The sequence below is a fragment of the Vibrio sp. Vb1127 genome, from assembly GCF_033338735.1.
Lineage (GTDB): Bacteria > Pseudomonadota > Gammaproteobacteria > Enterobacterales > Vibrionaceae > Vibrio > Vibrio alginolyticus.
Map to the genome: position 1 here is coordinate 75,481 of NZ_JAWOTF010000010.1, position 24,803 is coordinate 100,283.

The following is a 24,803-nucleotide window of genomic DNA, read 5'->3' on the forward strand; positions in this document are numbered from 1 at the left end:
AAAAGTACGAATCTAAAAAGCAGGCTTTAAGCCTGCTTTTATCTTTTCTGCTTATTAGAGAGAGATTTCTCTCCATTCACCAGGCATTAGGTCGTTAAGGACGATATCACCCATCGAATGACGAATGAGGCGCAAAGTAGGGAAGCCAATGTGCGCAGTCATGCGACGCACCTGACGATTTCTTCCTTCAATAATGGTAATGGCTAACCAAGTGGTAGGGATATTTGCGCGAAAACGAACCGGAGGCGTTCTGTCCCAGACTTGTGGTTTTGGAATAACTTCAACTTCGGCTGGTAGAGTCATACCATCTTTTAGCTCTACTCCCTTTCTCAATTTTTCAAGATCTTGCTCCTGAGGAGCGCCATCAACTTGAACCCAATAAGTCTTCGGCGATTTTGACTTTGGCTGCGTTAGCTTCGCCTGCAAGATGCCATCGTTAGTGAGTACCATCAAACCTTCGCTGTCTCGGTCCAATCGGCCAGCCGCATAGACATTTTTGATTGGGATATAGTCCGCTAACGTTTTGCGACCATCGCCATCGGTAAATTGACTGAGCGTATCGTAAGGCTTATTGAAAATAATGACTTTACGATCTTTAGGGGCCACTTTTGGCTTTTGGCTTTTTGTTGGGCGATTAGGGCGGCGGTCTTGCTGAGTACGAGTCTTCGAGCCATTGCGAGCTCCTGAGTGTTTAAAATGGCCCGTTTTAGACTGGTTACGACTGCGACCTTTTTCCTGACCTGTACGAGATGACATGTTAACTACCCTGCAAAAATGTAAATGAACTGTGTTTGAAAGTTTTAAGTTTTCTCATGATCGGATATGATTTGCGCGCCTAAAACTAACAAACGCGCACAGAATGATAGACTAATTCGTGTTATTTGTTTAATTATATCAGTGCACTCATGGATTCAGAGCTTAGAGCTTCAAACTACAACAAAGAGTGCGAACCGCATGTGGCGTTAGTGAGGAGACATGTACTGCTAACGCGCAGCAATGCGTCAATTAAACCAACTCAGACGCTGAGTTGATCAGCCAACAAGTTGATTAAAAAATAGGGAAATTTCATGCCTACAGAAAAACCTACAATTATCTACACCATCACTGATGAAGCGCCGGCGCTAGCAACTTATTCATTACTACCAATCATTCAATCATTCACAGCATCGTCTGGCATCAATGTAGATACTCGTGATATTTCACTAGCAGGTCGAATTATCGCTAACTTCCCAGAGCATCTAAAAGAAGAACAGCGCATTGGCGATGCGTTGACTGAGCTTGGTGAACTAGCTCAAACTCCAGAAGCAAATATCATCAAGCTACCTAACATTTCAGCTTCAGTTCCTCAGCTTAAAGCGGCGATTAAAGAGCTTCAGGCGAAAGGTTACGATTTACCAAACTACCCAGAAGAGCCGAGCACGTACGAAGAGAAAGCGATTAAAGCGGCTTACGACAAAATCAAAGGTAGTGCGGTTAACCCAGTACTTCGTGAAGGTAACTCAGACCGTCGTGCTCCGACTTCGGTTAAGAACTACGCGAAGAAAAACCCACACTCAATGGGTGCATGGTCAGCAGAATCTAAGTCCCATGTTGCGAGCATGTCAGACAATGACTTCTTTGGTAGCGAAAAGTCTACAACTATCTCTGGTGCAACAGAGGTCAAAATCGAGTTTGTCGGTAATGATGGTACAGTTAAAGAGCTTAAGTCTGCGTTCCCATTACTAGATAAAGAAGTCATTGATACTTCAGTAATGAAGAAGAAGGCGTTGGTTGAATTTTTCGAGAAAGAGATTGCTGAAGCGAAAGCACAAGACGTGCTGCTGTCTCTTCATATGAAAGCGACGATGATGAAAGTGTCTGACCCTGTCATTTTCGGTCATGCAGTAAAAGTTTACTACAAAGACGTTTTCGATAAGTACGGTAAGCTGTTTGAAGAGCTAGGCGTTGATGTAAACAATGGCATCGGTGATGTTTACTCAAAAATTGAGTCTCTACCTGAAGCGCAAAAAGCAGAAATTGAAGCGGCCATTCAAGCGGTTTACCAAACTCAACCAGAACTTGCGATGGTTGACTCTGATCGTGGTATCACAAACTTACATGTACCAAGTGACATTATTGTAGATGCTTCTATGCCAGCAATGCTTCGCTCTTCGGGTCAAATGTGGGGACCAGATGGTAAACAAAAAGACACCAAAGCGATGATTCCAGATCGTAGCTACGCAGGTATTTACCAAGCGGTTATTGATTTCTGTAAAGAGCACGGCGCATTTGACCCAACCACTATGGGGAGCGTACCTAACGTCGGCCTAATGGCTCAGAAAGCAGAAGAGTATGGTTCTCATGACAAGACATTCATTCTAGACGCTGCGGGTACTGTTCGCGTTGTTGATGCTTCAGGTAACGTACTGTTAGAGCAAGCGGTTGAAGAAGGTGATATCTTCCGTATGTGTCAGGTTAAAGACGCACCAATCCAAGATTGGGTTAAACTAGCAGTGACTCGCGCACGTGCAACAGGTGTTCCAGCTGTATTCTGGCTAGATGAAAACCGCGCGCACGATGCTGAGCTCATCAAGAAAGTAAACGCCTACCTACCAGATCACGATACTGACGGTCTAGAGATTAAGATCCTATCTCCTGTTGAAGCTTGTAAGTACTCACTAGAGCGTATGAAAGCGGGCCTAGATACTATCTCTGTTACAGGTAATGTTCTTCGTGACTACCTAACAGACTTGTTCCCAATTCTAGAGTTAGGTACGTCTGCTAAGATGCTATCTATTGTTCCATTGATGAATGGTGGTGGCCTATTTGAAACAGGCGCTGGTGGTTCTGCTCCTAAGCACGTTCAACAAGTAGAAAAAGAGAATCACCTTCGTTGGGATTCTTTGGGCGAGTTCCTAGCTCTTGCAGCTTCGTTAGAGCATTTAAGTGTAGCGACAAACAATCCTAAGGCTCAGGTTCTAGCAGATACACTAGATAAAGCGACCGGTGAGTTTTTAGACACCAACAAATCTCCGTCACGCAAAGTGGGTGAGCTAGATAACCGTGGAAGCCACTTCTATCTTGCACTTTACTGGGCGAAAGCGCTTTCAGAGCAAACGGATGATGCGGATCTTGCTGCTGAATTTGCACCAATTGCAAAAGCGCTGTCAGAGCAGGAAGAAACGATCGTTGCTGAGCTAAATAATGCGCAAGGCGTGAAAGGTGAGCTAGGAGGTTACTACTTACTAGACGATGCATTGGTTTCTAAATTGATGCGTCCAAGCGAAACCTTTAACGCAATCATTAACAAGTAAGTTAGTGTTAAAAAACACGTCGTTTTCGGCGTGTTTCCTATCCTGTAAGTGCGTTGTAAGTGTTCCTTTTGTAACACGTGCTCTAAATAGTAAGAAACCCGCTATCTTGGCGGGTTTATTTTTCTCTTCAAAACATCAACGTGGCGTTTCGAGAGCAATATTTTTATATTTCGACAGCGCTCTAATTATTTGGCTTGGCCTTCAAGAGGCACGACGCTACTCGCGTGACAGCCTTTGGGACCTTTTTCAATCTCGTAAGAGACTTGTTGGCCTGCTTTCAGTGTACGATAACCGTCCATCTGGATAGTTGAGTAGTGGGCAAAGATATCTCCCTCTTCTTCATCTGAACAAATAAACCCAAATCCTTTGGCATTGTTAAACCACTTTACTGTACCTGTAGCCATGCTTTACATCCCTCATGCATTTTTTACTGATGTTGTTACTGCAACCAAGTTATACCTTTAACTTGGTACTACCATTGTCAGCGAATGCCAACAAACGTCAAATCAATGATAAGTCACATTCATCAAACCACTTAAAGAAGAGAGGTTTCAAAATGATGATTTATGCATCGACACTTTCCACTGTAGTCAATGAATTTCGACAGTCAATAGCAGTGAGCAACAAACAGAAACATAATTGAAAACAAATCACTTTTGAGATTAACAAATTTGCAAACAGTTTTTCGTATATACGCAGAAGTTTAGTCAATTTGCCTATGAAGTGGCTCATACTGAAAAAGCCATACTGTCCGTGTTGCTTATGGGAGAAGAATCCTCTGACTGAATAAAAAATGAAGTTTTCGTGATAATTACCGTATTCTCAATGAGGAAGTGTGATCCAGATAGAAGATGATGGGGTGGTTTGCAATAGTCCGAAAGCAATAAATAGAAAGTTCTTTTATAAGAAAAAATGTGTAACTTATCGACAAGCATCTTTTATTTGCGCCGTATCAAGACGTGCATTAGTCTCTATATTAGGTAGCAACTTTTATCGATCAAAGATCGAATTCGGTGCCATAACTCACTACACCGCGCTGCACGCTTGTGGTAGATTGTTTTTATAGGTCGAAAACATCAACCCTTTGATACGATATCTTTAGATTGCCATGAGTAAAAATTTTGAATGGGTCACTCCGGACTCTGATCTTCTGGAGCGAGAAAGTACGAAAGTCCAGCCACCTAAGCTGTACAATGTCGTACTCAATAATGATGACTATACACCTATGGATTTCGTCATAGAGGTGCTTGAGCGATTTTTCTCACATGATATTGATAAAGCAACTCAAATCATGCTTCAGGTCCACTATGAAGGAAAGGCAATTTGCGGCACATACAGCGCAGAAATTGCCGAAACAAAAGTAGCGCAAGTTACGATGTACGCAAGGGAAAATGAACATCCGCTACTTTGCACTATGGAGCAAGCGTAAACAAAGAAGACTTGCTCGAACAACCCCAGTTGTTTTTTCGGGAGGTACTTATGCTAAATAAAGAACTAGAGTCAAGCCTTAACGGTGCATTTGCTCGGGCGCGAGATAAACGCCACGAGTTTATGACTGTCGAACACCTCCTACTTGCATTGTTGGAAAATGATGCAGCTAAGGAAGCCCTTCTAGCTTGTAAGGCGGATCTTGACGCTTTACGCAACGAACTCGATATTTTCATCGATCAAACTACGCCTCTTATCCCAGATAGTGATGAGACGCGTGAAACGCAGCCGACTTTGAGTTTTCAACGTGTACTACAACGCGCCGTCTTTCATGTACAGTCGTCTGGTCGTAATGAAGTAACAGGCGCCAACGTGCTTGTTGCTATCTTCAGTGAGCAAGAGTCGCATGCCGCTTACCTTCTGAAGAAAAATGACATCTCCCGATTAGATATTGTTAACTTCATCTCCCACGGTATTACTAAAGCATCAGGTGCAGGTGAGGATTCATCATCAGACTCGTTTAGCTCAGAAAGTGTTGAAGAGCCTAATTCTGAAGAACGCTTAGAAAGTTTTGCGACGAATCTTAATCAAGTCGCTAAAGATGGAAACATCGACCCACTCATTGGACGTGATAAAGAGTTAGAGCGCACTATTCAGGTACTTTGTCGACGCCGCAAGAATAATCCCCTACTAGTGGGTGAGGCAGGGGTTGGTAAAACAGCCATTGCGGAAGGTCTTGCATGGAGAATTGTTGAAGGGCAGGTCCCTGAGGTCATTCAAAACAGCGTGATTTATTCACTAGATATTGGCTCTTTGCTCGCTGGTACCAAATATCGCGGTGATTTTGAAAAGCGCTTCAAGGCGATTTTGAAACAACTTGAAAAAGAAGAAGATGCCATTTTGTTCATCGATGAAATACATACCATCATCGGTGCAGGCGCGGCATCTGGTGGTCAAGTCGATGCAGCAAATCTTATTAAGCCTCTTTTAAGTAGTGGTAAGTTGCGTTGTATTGGTTCGACGACATACCAAGAATACAGCAACATTTTCGAGAAAGAGCGTGCGTTGTCTCGCCGTTTCCAAAAGATAGACGTTGTAGAGCCTTCATTGGATGATACAACTAAAATCTTGATGGGCTTGAAGCCGAAGTACGAAGCTCACCATGAAGTACGTTATACCAATAAAGCACTGCGTGCCGCGGTAGAACTGTCGGCTAAATACATTAATGAACGCCATCTACCAGATAAGGCTATTGATGTCATTGATGAAGCTGGTGCGCGTAGTCGTCTTGCTCCTGCAAGCCGTCGTAAAAAAACGGTCGGAGTGGCTGATATCGAATCAATGGTTGCCAAAATGGCGCGAATTCCAGAGAAGTCGGTTTCTTCTTCAGATAAAGACATTTTGAAAAACTTAGATAGCAAAATGAAGATGTTGGTATTTGGTCAAGATAATGCGATTGATGCATTGTCCGAGGCGATCAAGCTGACACGTGCAGGTTTAGGTGTAGACAACAAACCTGTTGGTTCATTCTTGTTTGCAGGCCCAACAGGGGTTGGTAAAACAGAGGTGACGGTGCAGTTATCTAAGCTTCTAGGTATCGAGCTACTTCGTTTTGATATGTCTGAGTATGGTGAGCGTCACTCCGTAAGTCGCTTAATTGGTGCGCCTCCTGGTTATGTCGGTTATGACCAAGGTGGTTTGCTAACCGATGCTGTTATTAAGCACCCACACTCAGTCGTATTACTTGATGAGATTGAAAAAGCGCACCCTGATATCTTTAACCTGTTGTTGCAAGTCATGGATAACGGTACGCTAACGGACAACAATGGTCGCAAAGCAGACTTCCGAAATGTCATTCTTGTTATGACAACTAACGCAGGTGTGGCGGAAACCGAGAAGAAATCAATTGGTTTGATTCAACAAGACAACAGTCACGATGCAATGGCGGAAATTAAGAAGGTGTTTACTCCTGAGTTCCGTAACCGTCTTGATAACATCATCTGGTTTAACAGCCTTGATGAAAGCGTTATCCATCAAGTGGTTGATAAGTTCATTGTTGAACTGCAAGTGCAACTTGATGCGAGAGGCGTTTCAATGGAAGTATCTCAAGACGCTCGCCATTGGTTAGCACATAAAGGTTATGACAAAGCTATGGGGGCTCGCCCAATGGGGCGTGTTATCCAAGAACAGCTTAAGAAGCCTTTGGCTAACGAACTGTTGTTTGGATCTTTAGTTGACGGCGGTACAGTGAAAGTAACGCTGGTCAACGATACGCTTGAGTTTGAATACTTAAGTGAGAAAGAGACAGCGATGCATTAATCGTTAGTCGGTAACAAACGCAAAAGCGCACGAGAAGATCGTGCGCTTTGTTATCTGAACTAAATCGGAAAAAATTGTGCAATAAAAAACGGAGCAGCTTGCTCCGTTTTTTATTGCATCCGAAAATCAGAGATTAACGAGCGCGGAAGACGATGCGGCCTTTTGACAGGTCGTATGGAGTCATCTCTACAGTTACTTTGTCACCCGTTAGGATACGGATGTAGTTCTTACGCATCTTGCCAGAGATGTGAGCAGTCACAACGTGACCGTTTTCAAGTTCAACACGGAACATAGTGTTTGGTAGAGTGTCAAGGACTGTGCCTTGCATCTCGATTACGTCTTCTTTAGCCATTTAATCCTCTTTAGAAATTAGGCAATATTAGCGGGCTATATTCTGCCGCTAAATAGTAATTATGTAAAGTTGAGGCGTATTCTACCCTCGCCAACGCTGATTTACTAGCCTTTGGTGGCGTTGAAAGCGTGTTTTGTAGCTCATTGCTGGGCACTCATCAATCTGATATCCCAAATATAGCCACTGTTGTTTGTTTTCTTGGCAGTATTTAATTTGATAAAGCACCGCTAATGTCCCAAGAGATAACTCGTAGTCAGGGTCAAAGAAAGTATAAAAAGCACTCGAGCATTGTGGCATCAAATCTGTCACTGCAATGGCGAGCAATTGATCTGATTCATCGTAAATGTGTAAAAACGACGTTGTCAGCCAGCTGGTTTGAGCAAATCGAGCAAACTCATCACGCTTTGGTGGGTACATAGTGCCGTTTTTATGCCGTTTGCAGATGTACCGACTGTAAAGCTCAAACCATTCCTCATCCATTTCAGGTTTCATTTCCCAGCGTAAAGACTGTGCTTTATTAAGCAGCCTCTTCTGACTTTTTGATAGTCTAACGTCTGGAATCGAGACTCGAATTGGCTGGCAAGCGGTGCAATGCTCGCAATGCGGTTTATATATGGTATCTCCGCTACGACGAAAACCGTTAGCCATGAGCAACTGGTAATTTTCTTCAGTATGCAGCCTTTCATCAAGCGCCACCGCAACCCGCTCTTGCCGTTCAGGCAAATAACTACAAGGGTGATTATTCGTCAACCCTATTCGAATATGTTGTATATCCGTACTCATACTGAATCCTGCAAAACTTGGGGCTGATAGGCATCAAATAGTGTTTGCTTTTCTCTTAAAGATAGTAGTTTTTGCATAAATTCGTCACGCTCAAGTTCAAATGCGCCAAGTGATGCCAAGTGAGAATTCATAACTTGGCAATCTATTAATTGACCTTGCTTTGACGCCAAATGGTTGCATAAGTACCACAATGCAATTTTGGATGCGTTATCTTTTAGACTAAACATCGACTCTCCGCAAAAAAGTTGGCCCACGCAGATGCCATATAGTCCGCCAATCAGGTTGGTGTCATGCCATACTTCTACAGAGTGACAGTGACCAAGTTTGGCTAACTCAATGTAGGAAGTTTGCATTTCCTCGTTGAGCCATGTTTCCTCTGCAGGGCGTGTTGAAGAACATAGTCTAATCACTTCTTCTGTCGCGAAATTGAGTGTTACTTTATAGTTATGTTTACGCTGAAATTTTTTGAGACTTTTAGATGGCTTAAACTGCAATGGGTCAAACACAGCGCGCGGAGAAGGGCTCCACCATAAAATAGGTTCACCAGGACCATACCAAGGGAAAATGCCTTGATAGTAACCATTGAGGATTCTCATGGGGTTTAAGTCACCACCAAAAGCCAGCAAACCATTGGGGTCGCTGAGTGCTTTATAGGGTGAGGGAAAGTTGAACGTTTCATCGAGTTCAGTTAAATAAATAGCCATAAGAAGTCGTTACCAACATTGGAGTCAGAGGAGTTTATGATGACCTGGTTAAGAAATATCGTAAAAGTATGGCTTGGGATCATACTGTTTTTACCACTTGTCGCCAACGCAGCCTATGAAAGAAATGTTGCCAAGCCAGTTAATGAAGTAGTTTACGGGAAGATTGACTCTGTCCGTTATATTACTCAACAAGAGGTTGTTCAATCGAAAAGTAACGGTTGGAAGACACTACTTGGTGCCACTATCGGTGGTTTAGTCGGTAATCAATTTGGTGGCGGTACGGGAAGAGAAGTCGCGACGGCAGTGGGTGCGCTTGCAGGTGCCGCAGTTGCTCAAAACCAAAGTAATTACCAATACACGGTTGAATATAAGTTAGTTGAGCTACTCATCAAAGTGAAGGGTGATAAGCTAATTAATGTCATCCAAGATGTTGATAAAAATATGTTATTTAGTCGAGGGGATGAAGTTCGTATTTTATATTTTGATGATGGAGTCAGGGTTGATATCACTTATTAACCCTAGGTTGTTTTAGTCTAACGAAGCCTAATCAGGCATGTACAGTCGGGCTGGCTTATCGTCAAATAAAGTCGAAATAGTTTGCTGTTTCGCCGTGCTTCTTTCGCTCTGATTTACATCTCTGGCAATGCCTTTAATTCTGTATCTTTAGGCTGCTTGAGGATATTCATAAATTAGCGCCGATTTACTCTGGTTTTGTCGTGTTTTTTTGGGTAGTCTGAATTCACGAAGAATTGTTTAGCCCTCATAAAAAATCGTATGTTGAGGGCACAAAGGATTATCAACTTTTAATGGAAAGCCTAACGTTACAACCTATCAATAAAATTCAAGGGGAAGTGAACCTTCCTGGCTCTAAAAGTGTTTCTAATCGAGCTCTTTTACTTGCTGCTCTTGCTAAAGGCAGAACTCGCCTTACTAATCTCCTCGACAGTGATGATATTCGTCATATGCTGAATGCGCTGACTAAACTAGGCGTTCAATACCAACTTTCCGAAGATAAAACAGAATGTCTCGTTGACGGCCTTGGGCGTCCGTTTTCTGTCTCAGAGCCGGTAGAGTTATTTCTCGGCAATGCTGGCACTGCGATGCGACCATTAGCTGCGGCTCTTTGTCTTGGAGAAGGGGAGTATGTACTGACGGGCGAACCTCGTATGAAAGAGCGTCCAATTGGTCACCTTGTCACGGCACTGAAAGATGCTGGTGCGAACGTTGAGTACATGGAAAACGAGAACTTTCCGCCTCTCAAAATAATTGGTACTGGCCTAAAAGCAGGTACAGTTTCTATCGATGGGTCCATTTCAAGTCAGTTCTTGACCGCTTTCTTAATGTCTGCGCCATTGGCTGAAGGTGAAATTCGCATCAACATCGAAGGCGATTTGGTTTCTAAGCCTTATATCGATATCACCCTGCATATCATGAAGCAGTTTGGAGTCGATGTGATCAACAACGACTATCAAGAGTTTGTGATCCCAGCCGGTCAGCAATACATCGCTCCAGGTGATTTCTTGGTTGAAGGTGACGCGTCTTCTGCTTCTTACTTCTTGGCGGCGGCAGCCATCAAAGGCGGAGAAGTTAAAGTCACGGGTATCGGTAAAAACAGCATTCAAGGTGATATTCAATTTGCTGATGCGCTTGAAAAAATGGGTGCAGAAATTGAATGGGGTGATGACTACGTAATTTCACGTGTTGGTCAATTAAAAGGCATTGATATGGATTACAACCATATCCCTGATGCTGCAATGACCATCGCGACAACAGCGTTATTTGCCGAAGGCACTACCGCTATTCGTAACGTTTATAACTGGCGTGTAAAAGAAACAGACCGTTTGTCAGCTATGGCGACTGAGTTACGTAAAGTTGGTGCGGAAGTGGAAGAAGGGGAAGACTACATCATCGTCAAACCTGTCTCTCAGTTAAAGCATGCTGCGATTGATACTTACGATGATCATCGAATGGCGATGTGTTTTTCGCTGGTGGCACTTAGTGATACGCCTGTGACGATTAACGATCCAAAGTGTACGTCGAAAACGTTCCCTGACTACTTCGACAAACTTAAGGCTTTAAGCTGCTAAATATTCTGACCTGAAACCGGAAAGCCAGAGTGAATAACACTCTGGCTTTTTTGTTTCCCAATACTATTTAACCAGCGTAAATTCCTTAGAAAGGTGATGCGCTAAGTATTTGAACATATTGAATACTGCAGTCGTATTTGAAGTTGGTAAACCTTTGTCATCAAGGAAGTATTCACCTTTAAAAACTAAAACACCTTCTTTTTCTTCTACGCTTGTTGCTCGCATTCCCTCGATGTAATCATCGTGCTCTTGGATGATTTGGTTAGCGATCAAAAGAAGGTCGAACTCTTCGATAAACGTTCTATCAGACATATTCTTTCTACCATTCTATTCAGTTAAGAGCGCTGAGTATACCTACAACTAAAATGGGTTTGCATGATTAATTCAGTCAATCGTTCAGTAAGACTAAACAGATCAATTTTTAGAGTATAAGTATGATGTGGAGGAAGATGGCAGAGCATTGAACCAAACTATTTTGTGATGGGTAACAAAATTTATTGCATTGGATTAGCGGATGCTAAGTTTGCCTGTTTAGATATGCCGCTCAATACCTTTCAGAACCCTGTCTCTTTGAAGTATAAAGACGATGAATTGTCAACCAATCGGATCTGAATTTCAAAAAAGCAGTTGATCTTCTTTTCATCTCGCACAATAGTAAAAAAAGAAGCAATGAAATAGAACATTATGCGGGTGGCCTTTAAATAAGGTTTCTACCCGCATTATTATGAAGGACGTTAGAGTCAGTTATGGGTAAATCACTCGTTATAGTGGAGTCACCAGCCAAGGCAAAGACGATAAATAAGTACCTTGGTAAAGACTTTATTGTTAAGTCTAGTGTTGGTCATGTGCGTGATCTGCCTACGGCCGGTCAAAGCACTGGTGAGAAAAAAGCCGCAGCCATCTCAACTAAAGGGATGAGTCCGGAAGAGAAAGCGCGCGTTAAAAAAGAGAAAGACCGCAAAGCGTTGATCAAAAAAATGGGGATTAACCCATATCATGACTGGGAAGCGAATTACCAAATCCTTCCAGGCAAAGAAAAAGTTGTCAACGAACTACAAAAACTCGCCAAAGACGCAGATTGCGTTTATCTCGCAACCGATTTGGACCGCGAAGGGGAAGCAATCGCATGGCACCTTCGTGAGATCATCGGTGGCGATGAAGAGCGATACAAACGTGTAGTTTTTAACGAAATTACGAAAAACGCGATCCAACAAGCTTTCCAGACACCTGGTGAGCTGAACATGGATGGTGTAAATGCCCAACAAGCACGTCGCTTCATGGACCGTGTCGTTGGTTTTATGGTTTCACCTCTACTTTGGAAAAAAGTGGCTCGTGGCTTATCTGCTGGTCGAGTGCAGTCTGTTGCGGTGAAACTGTTAGTTGAGCGTGAGCGTGAGATTAACGCGTTTGTACCAGAAGAGTTCTGGGACATTCATGCGAATACGAAAACGAAAGACAAAGCGGACTTTAAACTGCTTGTTGCTCAGAAAGACGGTTCTGCGTTTAAGCCAGTTAATGAGGCAGAAACCAAAGCAGCGATGTCTGTACTTGAGAATGCAAGTTACGAAGTATGTAAGCGTGAAGACCGCCCTACAAAGAGCAAGCCCTCAGCACCTTACATCACCTCTACGCTTCAACAGGCAGCAAGTACACGTCTGGGCTACGGCGTGAAAAAGACCATGATGCTAGCTCAGCGCCTCTATGAGGCCGGTTACATCACTTATATGCGTACTGACTCGACTAACCTAAGTGCCGAGGCTGTGGACGCTGTACGTGACTTTATTGGTTCTGAGTTTGGTGATAAGTACCTACCAGCGAAACCATTGACGTACGGTAGCAAAGAAGGAGCACAGGAAGCGCACGAAGCGATCCGTCCTTCAAATGTGGGTGTTAAGGCGGAAGACCTGCAAGGTGTCGATGCTGATGCGCACAAACTTTACGCTTTGATTTGGAATCAGTTTGTAGCGTGTCAAATGACGCCAGCAGAATACGATTCAACAACCATCAGCGTAAAAGCGGCAGAATACACGCTTAAAGCGAAAGGTCGTATCCTTAAATTTGACGGCTGGACTCGTGTACAGCGTCCAATGGGCAAAAACGAGGATACAATCCTTCCAGCGGTACAACTTGGCGATAAGCTAAGCTTAGAGTCACTTGACCCTAAACAGCACTTTACAAAGCCACCTGCGCGCTACACTGAAGCAGCACTGGTTAAAGAGCTGGAGAAACGAGGCATTGGTCGTCCGTCGACTTACGCATCGATCATTTCTACGATTCAAGATCGTGGCTACGTGAAAGTTGATCAGCGCCGTTTCTACGCTGAAAAAATGGGTGAAATTGTTACTGACCGCCTTGATGACAGCTTTAACGATTTGATGAACTACGACTTTACTGCGCGTATGGAACAGAAATTGGACCAAATCGCTGAAGGTGAAGTGAACTGGAAAGCTGTGTTAGACAACTTCTTTGCTGATTTTACTGGCGATCTTGAAAAAGCGGAGCTAGATGAGTCAGAAGGCGGTATGAAGTTAAATCACATCGTCATGACGGATATCGAGTGTCCGACGTGTAGCCGTCCAATGGGCATCCGTACTGCTTCGACAGGTGTGTTCTTAGGCTGTTCAGGTTACGCGTTACCACCAAAAGAGCGTTGTAAGACAACCATCAACTTGGGTGACGAAGAAGGTATTATTAACGTTCTAGAAGAAGACGTTGAAACCGCAGCTCTGCGCGCTAAAAAGCGTTGTCCGATCTGTGAAACAGCGATGGACGCATACCTGATTGATGACAAGCGTAAGATGCATGTTTGTGGTAATAACCCGAATTGTGAAGGCTACCTTGTTGAATACGGCGAGTTCAAAGTAAAAGGCTACGATGGTCCAGTTGTTGAATGTGACAAATGTGGCTCTGATATGGTGCTTAAGAACGGTCGCTTTGGTAAATACATGGATTGTACGAGCGAAACGTGTAAGAACACTCGTAAGATCTTGAAGAATGGCGAAGTCGCGCCCCCGAAAGAAGATCCTGTTCATTTCCCCGAGTTGCCATGTGAAAACTCAGATGCGTATTTCGTACTTCGTGATGGTGCTTCAGGTCTATTTATGGCGGCAAGCAACTTCCCGAAATCGCGCGAGACACGTGCTCCTTTGGTTGCTGAACTGGCACGTTTTGAAGAGCGTTTACCTGAGAAGTTCAAATACCTAGCGACCGCACCGCAAGAAGATCCTGATGGTCGTCCTGCAGTCGTACGCTTTAGTCGCAAAACAAAAGAGAACTACGTTCGTTCGGAAGAGAATGGCAAACCATCTGGTTGGACAGCGCTCTTTGTTGACGGCAAGTGGGAAGTCACTGATAAGCGTAAAAAAGCGAAAGCATAAAAACGTACGAACTAAGTAATGTAAAAAGGCAGCGATATCGCTGCCTTTTTTGCGTAAAGGCCACTGTGTTGTTCGTATAGATCTTTGCTGCTTTGACTGAGTTTTGCTGACGCGAGAAGATTCTAGCATCAATATTTCTTGGTCGCTGACGTATTTTTTATGTAAAAAATATTCGTTGTAACTTTCATTTTGCATTCACATATTTGTTATACATTGGGCTAAAAAATCGGCGGTGTAGTGAATCCGTTCGTAAATTGTTTTCATAATGTAATCGTTTGCTTTTCCATGTGTGATCTAGATATCGTCTTGAGTACGCAAGAGCTGTATGGTACACAGAATGGCGTATTAAAAATTGTAATTTAGAACCCGCTTAGATAATTTATTACAAAAATTAGTGCAACTGTGTGCATTGTTTGCGTCAAAAAATAAGGAAAGAGTGGACGTTGCATACTGGAAGTACCGTAGCTTTTTTATCCGTGTTGTAAGAGTTCACAGAAACTCAGAGACGGTTGCTAAATGTATTCGCTTGACTCCCCGAGTATGACTCATTCAAGCGAGTACCAAATCCAAGCTATAACGATATGGAGAACAACAAATGGCTGGTGTTTTGGGAATGATTCTTGCTGGCGGTGAAGGCTCTCGTTTGAGACCTTTAACGGAATCTCGCAGTAAACCTTCGGTACCGTTTGGTGGTAGTTATCGATTGATCGATTTTGCTCTAAACAATTTTGTTAATGCGGATCTGATGCGCATTTACGTCCTAACCCAATTTAAATCTCAATCTTTATTCCATCACTTAAAAAAGGGGTGGAACATCAACGGCATTACAGACCGCTTTATCGATCCTATTCCCGCTCAAATGCGTACTGGTAAACGTTGGTACGAAGGGACGGCGGACGCGATCTATCAAAACCTGCGTTTTATGGAATTAGAGGAACCAGAGCAAGTTTGTATTTTTGGCTCTGACCATATCTATAAGATGGATATCAAACAAATGCTGAACTTCCACTCAGAAAAGAAGGCTTCTCTGACGGTATCTGCATTGCGCATGCCACTAAAAGAGGCGTCGCAATTTGGGGTTATCGAAGTGGATAGCGAAGGTCGTATGATTGGCTTTGAAGAAAAACCAGCAAATCCGAAGTCGATTCCTGGTGATCCTGATTACGCTTTAGTTTCAATGGGTAACTATGTTTTTGAAGCTCAGGTACTGTTCTCAGAGTTGGTCGAAGATGCGGATAATGAAGCTTCATCACATGATTTTGGAAAGGACATCATTCCAAAGATGTTCCCTAGAGGTGATGTGTTCGTGTATGACTTCAGTACCAACAAAATCAGTGGCGAAAAAGAAGAGGTGTACTGGCGTGATGTCGGAACTATTGATGCGTACTGGCAAGCGCATATGGATCTGCTAGAAAAAGATGCACCATTTTCGCTGTACAACCGTAAATGGCCATTGCACACTTACTACCCACCATTGCCACCTGCGACATTTACCGACTCTGATAATGGTCGTGTGCAGATAATCGATAGTTTAGTGTGTAATGGCAGCTATGTTAGAGGCTCAAGAATCGAAAAGTCGGTGCTTGGTTTTCGCAGTAATATTGCTTCTGCTTGCGATATCAGCGAATGTATACTTCTTGGTGACGTAAAAATTGGCGAAGGCTGTGTTTTACGTCGTGTGATTGTCGACAAGGATGCTGATATTGCTCCTGGTACTCAGATTGGTGTGAATCTTCAAGAAGATAAAAAACACTTCCACGTGTCTGAGGAGGGCATTGTTGTTATTCCGAAAGGAGCTCGAGTTGGCTACTAACAACTTATCTATTCTGTTTGTAGCTTCTGAGGTTGAAGGCCTCATTAAAAGTGGTGGCTTGGCAGATGTTGCCAAGGCACTACCGGAAGCCCTTCAAAACCTACAGCAAGACGTAAGAATTACCATCCCTGCGTACAGCAGTATTGATAAACTCGCAGACGCAGAAGTTGTATTAGAAACAGAATTAACATCATGGCCGCATACGGAGTACCGAGTTTTGCGGCTCATGTTAGGTCAAAATCCTGTTTACCTGATTGATTGTCCGCCGTATTTCAATCGACCATCAATGTATGCGGAGAACAACCAAGCGTATACTGATAACGGCGAGCGCTTTGCGTTTTTTAGTGCAGCATGTCTCGACATGTTACCCAAGCTCGCCTTTCAACCTAATATCATACACGCGAACGATTGGCACACAGGTCTTGTTCCATTTTTGCTCAAGCACAGGTATGGCAATGATCCGTTTTTTGCTCATACTAAAAGCGTCATTTCAATTCACAATGCGGTCTTTAAAGGCGTATTTAGTTATGAAGACGTGCAGTGTTTGCCAGAGTTTCATTGTAGAAACGTTCCCGATGCTGCGGTGAGTGCAACGCATATTACGATGCTCAAAGCTGGTGTAATGAATGCAGATAAGATAAACGCGGTCAGCCCTACGTACGCAGAGGAACTCAAAACAGAGCTTGGCAGTCATGGAATGGCTTGGGAGTTTCAGCAACGCGCGCAGGACTTAGTTGGTATTTTGAACGGTTGTGATTACAGTGCTTGGAACCCGGAAACGGATACTTACTTGCCAGTTAATTACTGCGCCGACCAGCAAAGTATGTCGCAAGGGAAGAAAGCTTGTAAAAAAGCATTACAACAACGACTAAATTTGCCCGAAAAAAATGTAGCTATGTTCGGTATGGTTTGTCGATTGACCCAGCAGAAAGGCGTTCATTACTTGTTGCCTGCTTTGGCCGATTTTTTGAAGCACGATGTTCAGCTAGTTGTCGTTGGGACCGGAGACCCTATTCTTGCCGCTCAGCTACGAGAGGTTGCCGCGCAGTTTTCTAGCAAATTTGCCTTTGTAGAAGCGTATGACAATGAACTTGCGCATATCGTTGAAGCTGGTTCTGATTTCTTCTTGATGCCTTCTGAGTTTGAACCATGTGGCTTAAACCAAATCTATAGTATGGCTTATGGGACATTACCGATAGTACGCGGTGTTGGTGGCTTAAAGGACAGCGTTAGCGATTATGATGTAAACCCATCTGAAGCAACGGGGTTTGTTTTTTTCGAACCGACACCGCAGGCATTGTTGTTAACGATGCTAAGGGCACTGTTGCTCTACGCTCAAAACGAGCCTGAAGTGAATAAAGTACAGTTGCACGCGATGCAACAAGACTTTTGTTGGCAAAAGGCCGCAGAATCTTATTTGCAGCTTTACCACTCAGCGTTAGTTTGACTTAAAATTGTAACGAAAGGCACCGAATGAGGTGCCTTTATTATCTTGAGTAAGGGGAGTGTGGTAGGATGGCTTTTTACTCAATAGCACGATCTTTTTGATACTCAATATGACCCAGCCGCTACTTTTTCATAAAACCTATTTGCACCCTACTAGTCATGAGTGGGTTGTATTTGTGCACGGTGCTGGTGGTAGCTCTTCTATCTGGTTCAAGCAAATTAAAGCTTACAAGCAACACTTTAACTTATTGCTGATCGATTTAAGAGGTCATGGAAAGTCAAATCAGTTACTTAAAGAGCTCATTGCTAGCCGTTATACCTTTACGGAAGTTACCCAAGATATTTTGAAAGTATTGGACCATTTAAAGATCCAATCCGCTCATTTTGTCGGTATGTCGCTTGGTACTATTATTGTTCGAAACCTTGCTGAATTGTCATCAGAGCGCGTACGTTCGATGGTGCTCGGCGGTGCTGTCACAAGGCTTAACACTCGTTCTCAGATATTGGTGAAATTAGGTAATTTTTGTAAGCATATCCTACCGTACATGTGGCTCTACAAACTGTTCGCTTATATTGTTATGCCTCAAAGAAGCCAACGAGAATCTCGCCACCTTTTTATTCGCGAAGCCAAGAAGCTTTGCCAAAAAGAATTTAAACGTTGGTTTATTCTCGCCGCTGATGTAAATCCGTTAATGAAATATTTTAAAGATCGAGAGTTACCCATTCCGACTCTTTACTTAATGGGCGACAGGGATTACATGTTTATTAAACCTGTCAAAGAAATGGTTGCAGCACATAAGCTCAGCATTCTACGAGAAATCCCGAATTGTGGTCATGTATGCAATGTAGAGCGTCCAGAAGACTTCAATCAACACTCCATCGAGTTTATTAAACAGCAAGCTGTATGTGCTTAAAACTGAGTGCATCCACTGAATAGGAGAGCCGCTATAGCTCTCCTAGTTGATATCCACATTGCCAACATGCACCAAATTGCCCTTCGTTTATTTCATGACATTTTGGGCATTGCCAATCTTGATACTCATGCCTATCGGATTGTTTTCGATATGCTTTTACTATTTCTTCAGCTTTCATCTTTTGTGCAGTGTCAAAAAGCCACACATAAGGATCGGTATCATCACCAAACGGCAGTTCTCCTTTTAAGCCGAAAATACCTTCTCCACGAACTTCACAGTAAATTTGTTCCACTTTAAGCAGCTCACATACAATGTGTGCTTCTGCTGGGTTTTTAGCGATAAATATTTTCATCAAAATACCCACTTCACCAATTACGAGTTTTGCTGACTTGGTGTCGGCCTTACTTTATTCATAACCCATTTAGTGATGATTGGAAATAGTCCCAATAGCGCAAAAGACGCTAATACTGCGGGTGAAACAATGCCCGATAGGCTTTCAATTGTTGCTAATTGAGTACCTGCATTCAGATATACGGCTGTGCCTGGCAGCATACCTATTTGGCTAGTGAGATAAAATCTACCTACAGACATCGGCGTTAAGCCCATCAGTAAGTTGATTAGAAAGAAAGGGAATACAGGGATTAGACGCAAGGAAAATAGATAAAAAGCTCCGTCTTTTTCGACACCTTGATTAATTGCGTTGAGTTTATTTCCGAATTTGTTTTGTACCCAGTCACGCAATAAGTATCGGCTGCTCAAGAAGGCCAGTGTTGCCCCCATAGTGCTAGCGAAAGAAACCAGTAGCAAGCTTGTCCAAAAACCAAATAAGGCTGCACCAAGTAAGGTGACTACTGCCGCTCCTGGGATAGAAAAAGCGGTAATTGCAATGTAGGTAAAAAAGTAAATCGCAGCCGAGAATACAAAATTCTGATCGATGTATGTAGTTAGTGCTTCTTGTTGGGCTTTTGCATTCTCTAAGGTTAAATACTGGCCAAAGTTAATACCTAAAAAGACGATAGCCGCTAGTAGGATGAGACCTAAAATCAGTTTCTTATTCATAATTTTGATTCCAATTTGGGATATATGTAATAAGACAGTAGGAAAACCGAAAAAATTTCACAAAAAAACCGCAGATTAGACTGCGGTTTTACAAGATAGTTTTTAGGCCGACTTTTATTGGAGGCCGTTCATCAACTCATCTCGGCGAGCTTGAGGTACCACACTCCAATGAGTGCCGTTGATAGCACCTTCTAGTGCCCATAGCAACTCAATGTTGACGGTTGCAGAGTGCGTATCTCTTATCGCTTTATAGGCGTTAAGCGCACCTTCCTCTTCAAGCTTCTCTACGGATTCGATGCCGGCTTTTTTTAGCATGCGCTCGGTAGCCAGTCGTAAGTTAGGCAAATCTTTCAAACGGTTAGGCTTTGTACTTGCTTGCTGTTCTTTCTCAAGCTTTGCCTTTTTCAATGATTGATTCGCTACTTCGATTAAGCGTTCGCTTGATTCCCATAAATCGCTGGAAATAGCGTAGTACTTTGTAACGACTGGGAAGCCACGTTTTTTATAAACGTAAGGCTTTAGCCCTTGTTTCTCGAAGTCAGATGAAGTTTTTTGGTCTGCTCTGATATGAAGCTGATTGTTTACCACTAGTGCAAACATTGTTTCATCAGCGAATAGTCCGAAGCCACCAAACATTGAGCGCGACTTGATATTACCAAGTGCCTCAAATAGCTTCATAGAGTCTTTGAGTATCGGTTTATCCATGTTTTGTTATCTCGGTGTAATTAATATTACGCCACCAAAAGTCAGGTCCGAGAGAGTAGCAAACATGCGTAAAAACAATGTCATTACAGAGTAAAGTCATTGCTTACACACTTGCCATCGGTAACCCCGCTACCTTCCATATCGTAATATGGTTCAGGCCGGAGGCTTTGCGTCCCACTCTTTCGAATGGTTTGCCCTGTGCGTGACACAATGAGCATACTTCTTATATTGAATTAACATCACGGTTTAGCGTTAAAAGTGTGATTTCGGTTCAATAAAAATGATAGATTGAATGCTCTATTTTGCATATGGAAAGGTGTAAATTGGCCTTTGAAAAGTAGTTCTTAATATATATTACATTTATATAAAACAGGGAGTTAACGTTAGTCAATTGTTATTAGAGCAGTGTGAAGTATTAGAGAATGCTTAATTTTCCCAAAAAAATAAGCACCCCTATAGAGCGCTTATTTAACACGGTTAAATACAGTGAAATTTAGTTCATTTTTTTCACAGTATTTCGAATTACAAGCTCAGGTTGCATTTCGAAAATTCGTTTTTCGTGTTCTTTATCTTTGATACGCTCAAGTAGAATTTCGAATGCATTTTTACCAACACGACGCTTAGGTTGGTGGATAGTCGTTAGCGGTGGAGAGAAGTATTCCGCAAGCTCGATGTTGTCGTAGCCGATCACTGAAATATCTTCAGGAATTTTGATCCCGTTTTGTTGCAAGCGGCTCATTAGGCCTAGAGCCATTGTGTCGTTAAAACAGAATACCGCCGTCGGGCGCTTGTCCATTGCGGTAATTTTATCTGCAACTAATACGGCCGTATCACATTCAAAGTTACCTTCAAGGATCCAGTCTTCATTTACAGCTAGGTTCGCTTCGCTCATTGCGCGACGGAAACCTGCAATGCGCTCTTGGCAAGCAAGCTTTTCAAAATGACCGCTTAGACAAGCGATATCCGTATGACCATTGTCAATCAGATGTTTGGTTGCAATGTAGCCACCTTCTTCTGAGTTATCCATGATCTTGTCTGCTTGTGAGCTCTCTGGGCCCCAATCCATGACCACTTTAGGAATGTCCGCATGACGGTCAAGCATCTCTTTTAGTTCTTCGGTTAAGTCAGAACACATCACAAGGATGCCATCAACGCGCTTTTCAGCCAGCATACGAATGTAATCGCGTTGTTTTTCGTAAATCCCGCCTGTGTTACATAAAATCAGAGTATAGCCTTGGCGGTAACAGTAGCTCTCAACGCCATCAATCACTTCTGAGAAAAATAGGTTAGTTGATTGAGTTACTAACATGCCAATCGTACGAGTTGAGTTGCATTTTAGGCTGCGTGCAACGGCACTTGGCGCGTAATTCAGCTCGTCAACGGCTTTCATTACTTTTTCTTGCGTTGCTTCTGCAACGAAACGCGTTTTATTGATAACGTGCGAAACTGTCGTAGTGGAAACGCCGGCTAAGCGAGCAACGTCTTTTATCGTGGCCATAAATGGTGTCCTGTATCGAGCTACTGAAATATGTCGTATTGGATGTACCTGATGCTCTAATGGTTTCACACCTAGCAATCTAAAATTGGCGCTAAGTGTCTCGGCAGCGGTTGATCCAAGTGCGACAAAAGGGTGCGTAGCAGCATCGGTCGATGAATTTTATCTTTTTTCTATCTGATGAGAAATTGCCATCAACCTGTTAAGAAAACACAAAAACCGCTATATTTCAGCGGTTTACATATAAATCATATTTAATCGTTTGCGCTCACATTTTAGCCCTATGTGGACTGACTAGCAATGTTTTCAGCAAGAGATTTGTGTATTTGAAGTCACATTTTGACTGCTAAATAACCAAGCGTCTTTGCGCTAAGTTAAGGCAAACGAATATTATACCCAAGTTACTTACAATTGGTCACTTTCAGGCATACAGGAAGCCCGATAGGCAGGCTCCCTAAAAATAGGCGGCAATTATTCACCAAGAAGGTAGGCGCTGTCTAGTTTACAAAATGCAACTAATAGTTTCGCGACACTCGAGTAAAATCCAAATTCGTCGAATTTTTTACATTTGTCTGAAAACTGAGGTAACCAAGACATCAATTGTTGCTGGATAAAGTCGTTTTGTTTAACGAAGGCTTCTTCCATGTGTTTTTCTTGTTCAAGCTCGTTTGAGCGGATAATCATGTTCCCGAGAAAGTCGAGCTCAACGGCTAAGTGATCCGCAGGTTCCTTTAGGTTTTCGTCTACTTGAACGCCAAATTCAGCCATCAACTTTTCCATTTCCTCAGCTGGCTTGTCATTCAGTAAACCTGATTCACCAATGTACATGGATGCGTAAGGAAGAGCGCCGTATTTTTCTGTCTTCAAAAACAGTTCACAAAAGTCAGCTGCAAGCTCTAGTTGTGCATCTTCACGATCTTGTAACCGATTCAATGCATCAACTAGGCTATCAACAGCTGGTTTCAGCGACTCATTTTCACCTAAACCTGCGAGAAAACTGCGAATTTCAACACTGTGATAGGCTTCCAATTCTTTCTCTGTTAGTTCTTTTGCGAACAAGCTCGAAAACCACCAGTAAATTTCAGCGCGTTTTTCATTAAAAGCTTTCACTTCTTGCATTTTGGGCTCCTGAATGATGCTTCAAGTCATGCATCACAAAGTCAATTAGGGATATCCCCTAAGTGTAATCAATTAAAATGAATAGCAGTAACTATAATTGTTATGTTTTATGGTCAAAAATGACCGTTTATTAATAGCAATGGGCAAGCTTGTTTTGAATCAATAAAAACGCTAAATCTTGCGTTTTAATGTATCTATGACTAGAAATGTTACTAGTTATGAATAGAATACGTCTTGGATAATAAGAAGACAGAAAAGTGGTGTAAATGAGCTATCACGTATTAGTCGTAGAAGATGATGTTGTAACTCGTAGTAAGCTTGCGGGATATTTCCAAAATGAGGGCTACCAAGTCAGCGAAGCAGAGAGTGGCGCAGAAATGCGTGAAGTTTTGCAAGCGGGCGATGTAGACCTGATCATGCTGGATATTAACCTGCCTGGTGAAGACGGCCTGATGCTTACTCGTGAGTTACGTAGCCAATCGGATATTGGTATCATATTAGTAACAGGACGCACGGATAGCATTGATAAAATCGTAGGCCTAGAAATGGGTGCTGACGATTATGTGACAAAACCTTTTGAACTGAGAGAGCTGTTAGTTCGCGTTAAAAACTTGCTGTGGCGTATTTCAGCAGCGCGCAGTGGCAGCTCGAAAGCGAATGAAACCAGTGAAGAGCACATTGTGCGCTTTGGGGAGTGGACATTCGACATTCAACGTCGCGCACTTAGCCGCAACGGTGAGCCAGTAAAACTAACTAAAGCAGAGTATGAACTTTTGGTGGCATTATCGTCTTACCCTAACCAGGTGTTAAGTCGTGAGCGTATTTTGAACATGATCAGCCATCGAGTGGATGCGCCGAATGACCGCACCATTGATGTTCTTATTCGACGTATGCGCGCAAAAATGGAGTTCGATCCTAAGAACCCACAGATTTTTGTAACGGTACACGGCGAAGGCTATATGTTTGCTGGTGACTAGTTTGAACATAACTCAATCGTAAAAAGAAAAAGGAGAGCTTCGGCTCTCCTTTTTTGTGGCTTCAAGATAATACTAGTTTGCTTCAACCATTGGTGTTTGGCCGACAGTATCACGCAACCTTTGCCAAATACTGCCCAAGTACTCATGCCAATAAAGCTCTGTTTGTTCTAAGTAACGCGCTTTAGGTGAGTATTTATCCCAAGGTTGACTGATTTCGCTAATAGCTAAGAAGTTGGTCGGAGCTGGGATTGGTTTAATGCCTGCTGCGTTGAACTCATACAATGCACGGCTCATGTGACTCGCAGAAGTGACTAACACAATCTCCTTTTGTTGAACGAATGCAGCCGCTTGACGCGCCTCTTCCCACGTATCTTTCGCATCTTCTAATAAAATGATATCGGATTTCGCGACTCCCAACGCAAGGGCAACGTTCGCCATCATTCGCGCGTGGCTAATTTCAGATCCGCCAGCATAGCCGGATAAGATTAATTTCGCGCCTGGATACATTCTTAAAATACGAATGCCCTCAGTTAAGCGCATTAATGCTGCACGGCTTAACTGCGAGGTGGGTGGAATTTCGTCATCGATAACATGACCATTCCCTAAAACCATCACGTAGTCGATGGTGCCAGAAACTGGCAAAAAGGCTTTATGCTCTCGCTCTAACGGCATAAGAAGCTTGGTTGAAACAGGTTGGAAGGCAACAAGAAAAATGCCAACAAAAGAGAATAGAACAACGAAGCAGCCAGTTTTACGTTTTGTAGTAAAACTAATGAGAGCAAGACCCAACAAGCCTATCAGCAGCAATGCCGGAAGGGGCATAAGCATGGCTGACACTACTTTTTTCAGCTCAAACATACATAAATAGTCCGAAAAAACATCAATTGATAATAAAAATGAGGGTATCCCTCTTTATTCCTGCTTTCCTTGTG

The 24,803-nt window shown here is 42.9% G+C and carries 22 protein-coding genes and 1 riboswitch; of the genes, 10 read left to right on the plus strand and 12 right to left on the minus strand.

Translation table 11 applies throughout. The features are described 5' to 3' along the window. Positions 1-54: 54 nt before the first annotated feature. On the minus strand, positions 55-756 hold the full coding sequence (locus R7H07_RS14835; RefSeq protein ID WP_017634731.1) for a pseudouridine synthase: 702 nt from the start codon (positions 754-756) through the stop codon (positions 55-57). A gap of 311 nt (positions 757-1,067) precedes the next feature. On the opposite strand from R7H07_RS14835, the gene R7H07_RS14840 reads away from it, so the two are divergent. Further along, positions 1,068-3,293, plus strand: coding sequence for an NADP-dependent isocitrate dehydrogenase (locus tag R7H07_RS14840; RefSeq protein ID WP_005378404.1), 2,226 nt, complete (start codon positions 1,068-1,070; stop codon positions 3,291-3,293). 185 nt (positions 3,294-3,478) lie between these two features. Here the strand turns inward: R7H07_RS14840 and cspD are convergent, their stop codons facing one another. Next, positions 3,479-3,697, minus strand: coding sequence for a cold shock domain-containing protein CspD (cspD, locus tag R7H07_RS14845; protein ID WP_005378407.1), 219 nt, complete (start codon positions 3,695-3,697; stop codon positions 3,479-3,481). Between the two features lie 704 nt (positions 3,698-4,401). On the opposite strand from cspD, the gene clpS reads away from it, so the two are divergent. Then, positions 4,402-4,722 (plus strand): ATP-dependent Clp protease adapter ClpS, encoded by a 321-nt coding sequence (clpS, locus tag R7H07_RS14850; protein ID WP_005378419.1) that lies wholly within the window; start codon positions 4,402-4,404, stop codon positions 4,720-4,722. A gap of 50 nt (positions 4,723-4,772) precedes the next feature. After that, positions 4,773-7,040: an ATP-dependent Clp protease ATP-binding subunit ClpA gene (clpA, locus tag R7H07_RS14855; protein WP_005387879.1), complete on the plus strand. Its 2,268-nt coding sequence runs from the start codon at positions 4,773-4,775 to the stop codon at positions 7,038-7,040. 133 nt (positions 7,041-7,173) lie between these two features. Here clpA and infA read toward each other — a convergent pair whose 3' ends face one another. The 3 genes from infA to aat all read right to left on the minus strand — a co-directional run bounded on the left by infA (position 7,174) and on the right by aat (position 8,879). Then, positions 7,174-7,392, minus strand: coding sequence for a translation initiation factor IF-1 (gene infA / locus R7H07_RS14860; protein ID WP_001040192.1), 219 nt, complete (start codon positions 7,390-7,392; stop codon positions 7,174-7,176). Positions 7,393-7,473: 81 nt separating this feature from the next. Continuing rightward, complete coding sequence (locus R7H07_RS14865) at positions 7,474-8,175, minus strand: arginyltransferase (RefSeq protein WP_005378346.1); 702 nt, start codon at positions 8,173-8,175, stop codon at positions 7,474-7,476. After that, entirely contained in the window at positions 8,172-8,879 is a 708-nt protein-coding gene (gene aat / locus R7H07_RS14870; RefSeq protein ID WP_065274302.1) for a leucyl/phenylalanyl-tRNA--protein transferase, read from the minus strand. The genes R7H07_RS14865 and aat overlap by 4 nt, the downstream gene beginning before the upstream one ends. 39 nt (positions 8,880-8,918) lie before the next feature. On the opposite strand from aat, the gene R7H07_RS14875 reads away from it, so the two are divergent. Together R7H07_RS14875 and aroA are read left to right on the plus strand one after the other, a co-directional pair. Continuing rightward, positions 8,919-9,395 carry a glycine zipper 2TM domain-containing protein gene (locus R7H07_RS14875; RefSeq protein ID WP_005378348.1) on the plus strand — a complete coding sequence of 159 codons (477 nt, stop codon included), beginning with the start codon at positions 8,919-8,921 and terminating at the stop codon, positions 9,393-9,395. A gap of 290 nt (positions 9,396-9,685) precedes the next feature. Next, entirely contained in the window at positions 9,686-10,966 is a 1,281-nt protein-coding gene (gene aroA, locus R7H07_RS14880) for a 3-phosphoshikimate 1-carboxyvinyltransferase (RefSeq protein ID WP_017634728.1), read from the plus strand. 63 nt (positions 10,967-11,029) lie between these two features. On the opposite strand, the gene R7H07_RS14885 is transcribed toward aroA, so the two are convergent. After that, on the minus strand, positions 11,030-11,278 hold the full coding sequence (locus R7H07_RS14885) for a YciN family protein (RefSeq protein WP_005387884.1): 249 nt from the start codon (positions 11,276-11,278) through the stop codon (positions 11,030-11,032). Between the two features lie 434 nt (positions 11,279-11,712). Here R7H07_RS14885 and topA point away from each other — a divergent pair, with 434 nt between their 5' ends. The 4 genes from topA to R7H07_RS14905 all read left to right on the plus strand — a co-directional run bounded on the left by topA (position 11,713) and on the right by R7H07_RS14905 (position 18,516). Then, positions 11,713-14,343, plus strand: coding sequence for a type I DNA topoisomerase (gene topA / locus R7H07_RS14890; RefSeq protein ID WP_005378351.1), 2,631 nt, complete (start codon positions 11,713-11,715; stop codon positions 14,341-14,343). 595 nt (positions 14,344-14,938) lie between these two features. Further along, positions 14,939-16,156, plus strand: a complete 1,218-nt coding sequence (gene glgC / locus R7H07_RS14895; RefSeq protein WP_005378352.1) for a glucose-1-phosphate adenylyltransferase — start codon at positions 14,939-14,941, stop codon at positions 16,154-16,156. After that, a complete protein-coding gene (gene glgA, locus R7H07_RS14900) occupies positions 16,146-17,603 on the plus strand; it encodes a glycogen synthase GlgA (RefSeq protein WP_033905051.1) in 1,458 nt (485 codons plus the stop codon). The genes glgC and glgA overlap by 11 nt, the downstream gene beginning before the upstream one ends. A 109-nt stretch (positions 17,604-17,712) precedes the next feature. Next, positions 17,713-18,516, plus strand: coding sequence for an alpha/beta fold hydrolase (locus R7H07_RS14905; protein WP_005387891.1), 804 nt, complete (start codon positions 17,713-17,715; stop codon positions 18,514-18,516). A 31-nt stretch (positions 18,517-18,547) separates the two neighbouring features. Here the strand turns inward: R7H07_RS14905 and R7H07_RS14910 are convergent, their stop codons facing one another. The 5 genes from R7H07_RS14910 to torD form a co-directional block, all read right to left on the minus strand. After that, the gene (locus R7H07_RS14910; protein ID WP_017820033.1) at positions 18,548-18,868 is read right to left on the minus strand and encodes a DUF2007 domain-containing protein; all 321 of its coding nucleotides are present in this window, start codon (positions 18,866-18,868) and stop codon (positions 18,548-18,550) included. A 20-nt stretch (positions 18,869-18,888) separates the two neighbouring features. Continuing rightward, positions 18,889-19,575 carry a TVP38/TMEM64 family protein gene (locus R7H07_RS14915; RefSeq protein ID WP_005378366.1) on the minus strand — a complete coding sequence of 229 codons (687 nt, stop codon included), beginning with the start codon at positions 19,573-19,575 and terminating at the stop codon, positions 18,889-18,891. Between the two features lie 114 nt (positions 19,576-19,689). Beyond that, positions 19,690-20,280, minus strand: coding sequence for a TfoX/Sxy family DNA transformation protein (locus R7H07_RS14920; RefSeq protein ID WP_005378367.1), 591 nt, complete (start codon positions 20,278-20,280; stop codon positions 19,690-19,692). A gap of 116 nt (positions 20,281-20,396) precedes the next feature. Next, positions 20,397-20,486, minus strand: a riboswitch (cyclic di-GMP riboswitch). Positions 20,487-20,773: 287 nt separating this feature from the next. Next, the gene (gene purR / locus R7H07_RS14925; RefSeq protein ID WP_005378368.1) at positions 20,774-21,778 is read right to left on the minus strand and encodes an HTH-type transcriptional repressor PurR; all 1,005 of its coding nucleotides are present in this window, start codon (positions 21,776-21,778) and stop codon (positions 20,774-20,776) included. A gap of 468 nt (positions 21,779-22,246) precedes the next feature. Beyond that, positions 22,247-22,894, minus strand: coding sequence for a molecular chaperone TorD (gene torD / locus R7H07_RS14930; RefSeq protein ID WP_005378369.1), 648 nt, complete (start codon positions 22,892-22,894; stop codon positions 22,247-22,249). 266 nt (positions 22,895-23,160) lie between these two features. Between torD and torR the strand changes: the two genes are divergently transcribed. Next, a complete protein-coding gene (torR, locus tag R7H07_RS14935; RefSeq protein WP_005378370.1) occupies positions 23,161-23,871 on the plus strand; it encodes a two-component system response regulator TorR in 711 nt (236 codons plus the stop codon). Positions 23,872-23,943: 72 nt separating this feature from the next. On the opposite strand, the gene elyC is transcribed toward torR, so the two are convergent. Beyond that, complete coding sequence (elyC, locus tag R7H07_RS14940; protein WP_005387893.1) at positions 23,944-24,729, minus strand: envelope biogenesis factor ElyC; 786 nt, start codon at positions 24,727-24,729, stop codon at positions 23,944-23,946. Positions 24,730-24,803 lie beyond the last annotated feature (74 nt).